Source organism: Streptomyces sp. CC224B (assembly GCF_030010595.1).
Lineage (GTDB): Bacteria > Actinomycetota > Actinomycetes > Streptomycetales > Streptomycetaceae > Streptomyces > Streptomyces longispororuber.
In genome coordinates, this window is record NZ_JASCXL010000081.1 from 34,487 (window position 1) to 41,899 (window position 7,413).

At 73.1% G+C, this 7,413-nt stretch carries 5 protein-coding genes; 2 read left to right on the top strand and 3 right to left on the bottom strand.

Going from position 1 to position 7,413, the window contains the following annotated elements; translation table 11 throughout:
* Nucleotides 1-182: 182 nt before the first annotated feature.
* Genes QK440_RS28355 through pgsA form a run of 3 tightly spaced genes read right to left on the bottom strand, consistent with a single transcriptional unit; the run spans nucleotide 183 to nucleotide 2,946 of the window.
* A complete protein-coding gene (locus QK440_RS28355; RefSeq protein ID WP_282796065.1) occupies nucleotides 183-1,343 on the bottom strand; it encodes a glycosyltransferase family 4 protein in 1,161 nt (386 codons plus the stop codon).
* The gene (locus QK440_RS28360) at nucleotides 1,340-2,275 is read right to left on the bottom strand and encodes a phosphatidylinositol mannoside acyltransferase (RefSeq protein WP_282796066.1); all 936 of its coding nucleotides are present in this window, start codon (nucleotides 2,273-2,275) and stop codon (nucleotides 1,340-1,342) included. The genes QK440_RS28355 and QK440_RS28360 overlap by 4 nt, the downstream gene beginning before the upstream one ends.
* Nucleotides 2,272-2,946: a phosphatidylinositol phosphate synthase gene (gene pgsA, locus QK440_RS28365; protein ID WP_282796067.1), complete on the bottom strand. Its 675-nt coding sequence runs from the start codon at nucleotides 2,944-2,946 to the stop codon at nucleotides 2,272-2,274. The genes QK440_RS28360 and pgsA overlap by 4 nt, the downstream gene beginning before the upstream one ends.
* 260 nt (nucleotides 2,947-3,206) lie before the next feature.
* Between pgsA and QK440_RS28370 the strand changes: the two genes are divergently transcribed.
* Nucleotides 3,207-5,423 (top strand): elongation factor G-like protein EF-G2, encoded by a 2,217-nt coding sequence (locus tag QK440_RS28370; protein ID WP_282796068.1) that lies wholly within the window; start codon nucleotides 3,207-3,209, stop codon nucleotides 5,421-5,423.
* A 215-nt stretch (nucleotides 5,424-5,638) separates the two neighbouring features.
* Nucleotides 5,639-7,294, top strand: a complete 1,656-nt coding sequence (locus tag QK440_RS28375) for a hypothetical protein (protein WP_282796069.1) — start codon at nucleotides 5,639-5,641, stop codon at nucleotides 7,292-7,294.
* The last annotated feature ends 119 nt before the right edge of the window (nucleotides 7,295-7,413 follow it).

Sequence of the window (7,413 nt, forward strand, 5' to 3'; positions counted from 1 at the left end):
CCTGAGACTCCCCCGCCCATCCCGCACCGGACCCGCACGGGTGGGCGGGTGGGCGGGTGGGAAACCATCCGGCGCGAAGCGACGGAACAGCCAGACGACGGACGGAAAGCCGCCAGGCCGGGGCCGCACGGGACCGCCAGGGCCGGGCGGGTGGGCGGGTGGGCAAAAGGGGCAGGGCCCCGCTAGTCCCTGGCGAGGCCGAACCGGGCTCGCAGGCCCGTGCGCTCGTCGGCCGCCACCGCCGCCGCCCCGTCCGTCACCGTCTCGTACACCGACAGGATGTCCGCCCCGACGGTCGACCAGTCGAACCGCCGCACGTGCTTGCTGCCCCGCTCGCGCAGCTCCGCGCGCCGCCGCGGGTCGTCGAGGAGGCGTACGGCCGCCTCCGCGAGGGAGTCGGCGTCCTCGTTCACGAACAGGTCGCCGGCCGCGCCCTGGTCCAGGACCTGCGCGAAGGCGTCGAGATCGCTCGCGAGGACCGGGGCGCCCGCCGACATCGCCTCGACCAGGATGATGCCGAAGCTCTCCCCCCCGGTGTTCGGGGCGACGTACACGTCGACGCTGCGCAGCAGGCGCGCCTTGTCCTCGTCACTGACCATGCCGAGGAACTCCACCCGCCGGCGCAGCTCCGCCGGGAGCGAGGCGACCGCCTCCTCCTCGTCGCCGCGCCCGGCGACGAGGAGCCGCGCCTCGGGGCACTCCGCGAAGATCCGCGGCAGCGCCTTCATCAGCACCGGCAGGCCCTTGCGGGGCTCGTCGATGCGGCCGATGAAGCCGAGCGTGCGGCCCTGCCACTCGGGGCGCGGCTCGGCGTCGGCGAAGAAGTCGACGTCCACGCCGTTCGGGATGACGACCGCGTCGCCGCCCAGGTGCTCGACCAGCGTGCGCCGGGCGTACTCGCTCACCGCGATGCGCGCGCTGATCTTCTCCAGGGCGGGCTGGAGGATCGGGTACGCCGCGATCATGGCCCGGGAGCGCGGGTTGGACGTGTGGAACGTCGCCACGATCGGGCCCTGCGCCGCCCAGCAGGCCAGCAGGCCGAGCGAGGGCGACGTCGGCTCGTGGATGTGGATGACGTCGAAGGTGCCGTCGTGCAGCCAGCGGCGGACGCGCGCGGCCGACAGAAAGCCGAAGTTGAGCCGCGCCACCGAGCCGTTGTACGGCACCGGCACGGCCCGGCCCGCCGACACCACGTACGGCGGCAGGGGGGTCTCGTCGTCCGCCGGGGCGAGGACGGACACCTCGTGCCCCACGCGGATGAGGTGCTCCGCCAGGTCGCGGATGTGGAACTGGACGCCGCCGGGCACGTCCCACGAGTACGGGCAGACGATGCCGATCCTCACCGCGTCCCTCCGCCTCCCGCGCGCCGGGGCCCCTTCGCCGGGTCGAGGTCCGCGAGCCACAGGCGCTGGAGCATGTGCCAGTCCTGCGGGTGCGCGGCGATGCCCGTGGCGAACGCGTCGGCCAGCGCCTGCGTCATGGCGGCCGTCTTCTCCTTGCGGGTGCCCTCCTCGGGCACGTCGACGGGCGGGTGCACGCGCCCGCGCATCACCGGCGAGGAGTCGTACCAGAGCGTCGCCGGCAGCAGCAGCGCACCGGTCTGCTGGGCGAGCGCGGCGGGCCCGGCGGGCATGCGCGCCGTCTCGCCGAAGAAGGACACCTCGACCCCGGACGACGACATGTCCCGGTCCGCGACCAGGCAGACCAGGCCGCCCGCGCGCAGCCGCCGCGCCAGCGTGCCGAACGCCGAGCCGCCGGTGTGCGGCAGGACCTCCATGCCGAGGCCGCTGCGGTAGGCGACGAAGCGGTCGTACAGGGACTCGGGCTTCTGCCGCTCCTGCACGGTCGTGAACGGCGTCTTCAGCTTCGTGGTGACCCAGGCTCCCGCCAGGTCCCAGTTGGCCAGGTGCGGCAGCGCCAGGATGACGCCGCGGCCGCGGTCCAGGCCGTCCGTGAGGAGGTGCACGTCCTCGACCGTCACGCCGTCCCGGATGCGCTCCTCGCTCCACGCGGGCAGCCGGAACGACTCCATCCAGTAGCGCATGTACGAGCGCATGCCCGCCCTGGACAGCTCGGCCAGGCGCCGCGGCGACGCGTCCGGGACCACGCGCGCGTAGTTCGCCTCCAGGCGGAGCACGCCCTTGCCGCGCCGCTTCCAGGCGACGTCGGCGATGGTGCGCCCGAGGCGCACGGCGGCGGGCTCCGGCAGCTTCTTGAGGGTGCTCCAGCCCGCGCCGTACAGGGCGTCGGTGAGCTTCTCCGCGCCGCGGCTCACGACGCCGTCCCGCTCTGTGGCATGTCCTGCCGCGCGGCCTCGGCGTCCGCCTCGGCGGCCTCGCGGCGCACCGTCACCACCCGCTGCACGAGCGTGACGAGGCTGCCGACGGCCACGATCCACAGCGCCACGGGCAGCAGCACGTCGATGCCGGGCACCCCGAACTTGTGCAGCCCGGCGAAGCCCGCAGCGACCAGCGAGATCACCAGGCGCTCGGCGCGCTCGACCAGGCCGTTGACGGCCACCGGCAGGCCGATCGCCTCACCGCGCGCCTTCGTGTACGACACCACCTGGCCGCTCGCCAGGCAGAAGATCGACACCGCGCACAGGATGTTGTCGTCGCCGGAGCCCGCGTACCAGAGGGCGAAGCCGCCGAAGATCGCGCCGTCGGCGACCCGGTCGAGCGTCGAGTCCAGGAACGCGCCCCACCGGCTGGAGCGGCCCATCTGCCGCGCCATGTTGCCGTCGACCAGGTCCGAGAACACGAACAGCGTGATGACGACCGTGCCCCAGAAGAACTCCCCGCGGGGGAAGAAGACCAGCGCTCCCGCCATCACCCCGGCCGTGCCGATGAGCGTGACCGTGTCGGGGCTGACCCCGCGGCGGATGAGAAACGCGGCGAACGGCGTGAGGACACGCGTGAAAAACGCACGCGCGTACTTGTTCAGCATGGCCTTCCCGAGGGTCGGTGCGCACGGCGGCCCCGTTGGCCACCGGCTGGCCCATCGTAGTCACGCCCCGGAGGGGGCGGCTCGCCCCCTCACGATCGCGTACGACGTATGGACGCACAGTGACGCAAGTGGAAAGCTCGGAAGCACCGCGGGCGTCGTCGGAGCCGCCCCCGCAGCGGTTCTCCGTGTGTCCGCGCTTGAGCCAGCATCCCCGAGGGGGCTGAGCCTCCTCACCATGCGCGTCACCGGGAGGCCAAGGCATGGGCGACAAGGCGAACGCACACCCCGGAGCCGCCGGCAGGGCAGCGACGGCCGACCATCCCGCGTCCGTACGGAATGTGGTGCTGGTCGGCCACAGCGGGTCGGGCAAGACGACTCTGGTGGAGGCCCTCGCCCTCACCGCGGGGGCGGTGAACCGGGCCGGCCGCGTCGAGGACGGCACCGCCGTCTCCGACTACGACGAGATCGAGCACCGGCAGCAGCGCTCGGTCCAGCTCTCCCTCGTCCCCGTCGAATGGGGCGGCTACAAGATCAACCTCCTGGACACCCCGGGATACGCCGACTTCGTCGGCGAGCTGAGGGCCGGTCTGCGCGCCGCGGACGCGGCCCTCTTCGTCGTCTCGGCCGCCGAGGGCGTCGAGGGCATCACCGGCGCGACCCGCATGGTCTGGGAGGAGTGCGCCGCCGTCGGCATGCCCCGGGCCATCGTCATCACCCACCTGGAATCCGCGCGCGCCGACTTCCCGCAGATGACCCGCGCCTGCGCCGACGCCTTCGGCGGCGACGACCCCGACGCCGTGCTGCCGCTGTACCTGCCGCTGCACGGCGAGCCGGGCACCGACGGCCACGCCCCCGTCACCGGCCTCGTCGGCCTGCTGTCCCAGCGCGTGTACGACTACGCGTCCGGCGAACGCAAGGAGTCCGAGCCGGGCCCGGACCAGCTCCCCGCCATCGAGGAGGCCCGCAACAAGCTCATCGAGGGCATCATCGCCGAGAGCGAGGACGAGTCCCTCATGGACCGCTACCTCGCCGGTGACGAGATCGACCACAAGACGCTCGTGGACGACCTGGAGCGCGCCGTCGCGCGCGGCGTCTTCCACCCCGTGCTCGCCGCCGCCCCCGCCGCCGGCGGCGCCCGCCAGGGCATCGGCACCGTCGAACTCCTGGAACTCGTCACCGGCGGCTTCCCCACCCCGCCGGAGCGCCCCGTGCCCGCCGTCACCACCCCCGACGGCACCCCCAGGCCCGCCCTCACCTGCGACCCCGAAGGGCCCCTCGCCGCCGAGGTCGTCAAGACCGCGTCCGACCCCTACGTCGGCCGGATCTCCCTGGTCCGCGTCTTCTCCGGCACCCTGCGCCCCGACGACACCGTGCACGTGTCCGGACACGGCCTCACCGACCGCGGCCACGAGCCCCGGGACCTCCACGAGGCCGACGAGCGCGTCGGTGCCCTGTCCGCCCCCTTCGGCAAACAGCAGCGCCCCCTGCCCCGGGTCATCGCCGGCGACCTCGCCTGCGTCGCCAAACTGAGCCGCGCCGAGACCGGCGACACCCTCTCCGCCAAGGACGACCCGCTCCTCATGGAGCCCTGGGACATGCCCGACCCGCTGCTCCCGCTCGCCATCCAGGCGCACAGCAAGGCCGACGAGGACAAGCTCTCCCAGGGGCTCTCCCGGCTCGTCGCCGAGGACCCCACCATGCGGCTCGAACAGAACCAGGACACCCACCAGGTCGTCCTGTGGTGCCTCGGCGAAGCCCACGCCGACGTGGCCCTGGAACGGCTCCGCAGCCGCTACGGCGTCCAGGTCGACGTCGTCCCCCACAAGGTGTCCCTGCGCGAGACTTTCGCGGGCCGGTCCGCCGGGCGCGGCCGCCACGTCAAGCAGTCCGGCGGCCACGGCCAGTACGCCATCTGCGAGATCGAGGTGGAACCCCTGCCCGGCGGCAGCGGCATCGAGTTCGTCGACAAGGTCGTCGGCGGCGCCGTCCCCCGGCAGTTCATCCCCTCCGTCGAGAAGGGCGTCCGCGCCCAGGCCGCCAAGGGCGTCGCCACCGGCAACGCCCTCGTCGACATCCGCGTCACCCTCCTCGACGGCAAGGCCCACTCGGTGGACTCCTCCGACGCCGCCTTCCAGACCGCCGGCGCGCTCGCCCTGCGCGAGGCCGCCGCGGGCACCACCATCCACCTCCTCGAACCCGTCGCCGACGTCCGGGTCCTCATCTCCGACGAGTACGTGGGCACCGTCATGAGCGACCTGTCCGGACGGCGCGGCCGCGTCGTCGGCACCGAACAGGCCCCCGGCGGACGCACCCTCGTCCGCGCCGAGGTCCCCGAGATCGAGATCGGCCGCTACGCCATCGACCTCAGGTCCCTGTCCCAGGGCACAGCGCGTTTCAACCGCTCGTACGCCCGGCACGAACCGATGCCCCCGCAAGTGGCCCAGAAGATCCGCGAACAGGCCGGACCCGGCGCCTAGTCACGCCCCACCGGCCCCCTGCCGCCCGCTCCGCGCGCCCGCGGACGGGCGGCATTCGGCCGAGGACTGCCGGATGCCGGTGCGCACCGATACGCTGATGACCTGATCAACTGATGTACCGGCCGGCTCAACAGGTGTGCCTGGCCGCGCAGTCGGGAAACTACGCAGTCGGGAAGGGCCGCGCCGACCGGCGGCGCGGCGAGTGGGGGCGGCAGGTGGCGGACGACGCATTCGACTTCAGGCCAGGGGCCCAGGTACCGCTCTCCGGCTCCGCCGGACAGACCGCGGCCACCCATGCCCTGGCCTCGGCGGCCTACCGCGACAGCGAGGTCGACGAGATCCTCAAGGCCAACAACGACTGGCACAAGTCCGTGGTGAAACCGGGCCTGTGGTCCCTGTTCCGGCCGAGCCTCGGCGAGGCCTTCTCCAGAACCGTCCAGGTGCGGATGCTCGGCGGCGCCCGCAAACCCCTCATCCAGTCCTTCGGCACCGAGCCGCAGACCGTCGTCGAGCACTGCCTCGCCGCCACCCGCATCCGCCGCCAGCGCGACAGCAGACTCACGGCGGTCATGGCCGTGTGCGGGCTGCTCTTCCTGCCCGGCCTGCTCGCCTGGCTGCTCGTCTTCACCGCCCACCGCTGGATCACCAAGCAGAAGGACAAGCGCGCCCAGGCCGTCTCCACGGCCGTCCTCGTGGCCGTCGGCATCCTCGTCGTCATCGTCCTCGTCAAGCTGCCCTTCGACGGCTTCTGGGCCTGGTACCTGCGCCTGTCCCTCGTCGCCCCCCTCATCGGCTGGTTCCTGGCCAAGCACATGGCCGAAGCCACCGCCAAGGACCTGCGCGACCGCTGGTCCGGCCTGCTCTCCGGCGGCGGCGTCGCCGCCAAGATCCCCGAGGCCGTGCCGGGCAGCCCCGGCGAGACCTCCGCCGAGCGCCTGCGCCAGGGCCTCGCCCGCCTCTCCGCCGAGCAGCAGAGCAACTCCGTCTTCTACGCGGGCCCCAAGGGGATACTGGGCATGGGCACCCGCTGGGGAAGCTGGCAGCTCGCCGAGGAGCTCACCCCCCGCGAGGACGGCAAGGAGATCAACCCCTTCCGGAGCTGGGACGTCATACGCGCGGTGCACGACCAGCTCCGCATGCTGGAGCGCGGCCCGCTGCACACCGGGGGCTTCCCCACCCCGTCGATAAAGCACTGGATCGTCTCCCCCATCGGGGAGAACGCCGGCGCGGTCTCCCGCCCCTCCGGCACCGACGTCGAGGCGTTCCAGATCAAGGGCCACGAGATACAGCGCATCTGCAACGAGCAGCAGTTCGGCAGCGGCGACCGGCACTACCTCGGCGTGCAGTTCACCCTCTGGGACGGCCAGCTCGTCATCACCATGCTGATCACGGTGACCGTCCTGCACGAGACCCTGCGCATCGAGGTCACCGGCCACGCCCTCGGCCCGGTCCACTCCCTGTTCACCAGCAAGCCCTCCCCCAAGACCAAGACGGTCAGCAAGACCGTCAAGTTCTGGGAGACCACGACGCGCAACCTCCCGCTCGTCGACGCCCAGGAAGTGGTGCGCCTCGCGGTACGCGCCCCCTTCACCTGGTACCCGCCGATCCTGGACTACCTCGGCGGCAGCCTGGTCCTCCCCGAGCCCTTCGGCCTGCGCCACGCCTGGGCCGACAAGCCCTGGCGCCACCGCTTCATGGCCGACGACGCCCTGCGCGCCGCCACGCCCGTACTGCGCGTCGTGCACTCCGCCGCCATCAAGGTCCTGGAGGAGAACGGCGTCAACACCGACCGCTTCAGCGGCCGCGCCACGTTCCTCAGCGGCGCCATCCAGGACCCGTCGCCACGCCAGGCGGACGTGTACGGCGTCTGACTGCCGCGCGGCACGGGGCAAGGGGGGGGGGGGGCGGGGGCGAGCCCCCCCCCCCGCCCCGGGGCCCCGGGCGGGCCCCCCCCGGCGCCCGCCCCCCCCCCCACCAGGCGGGGGGCCCC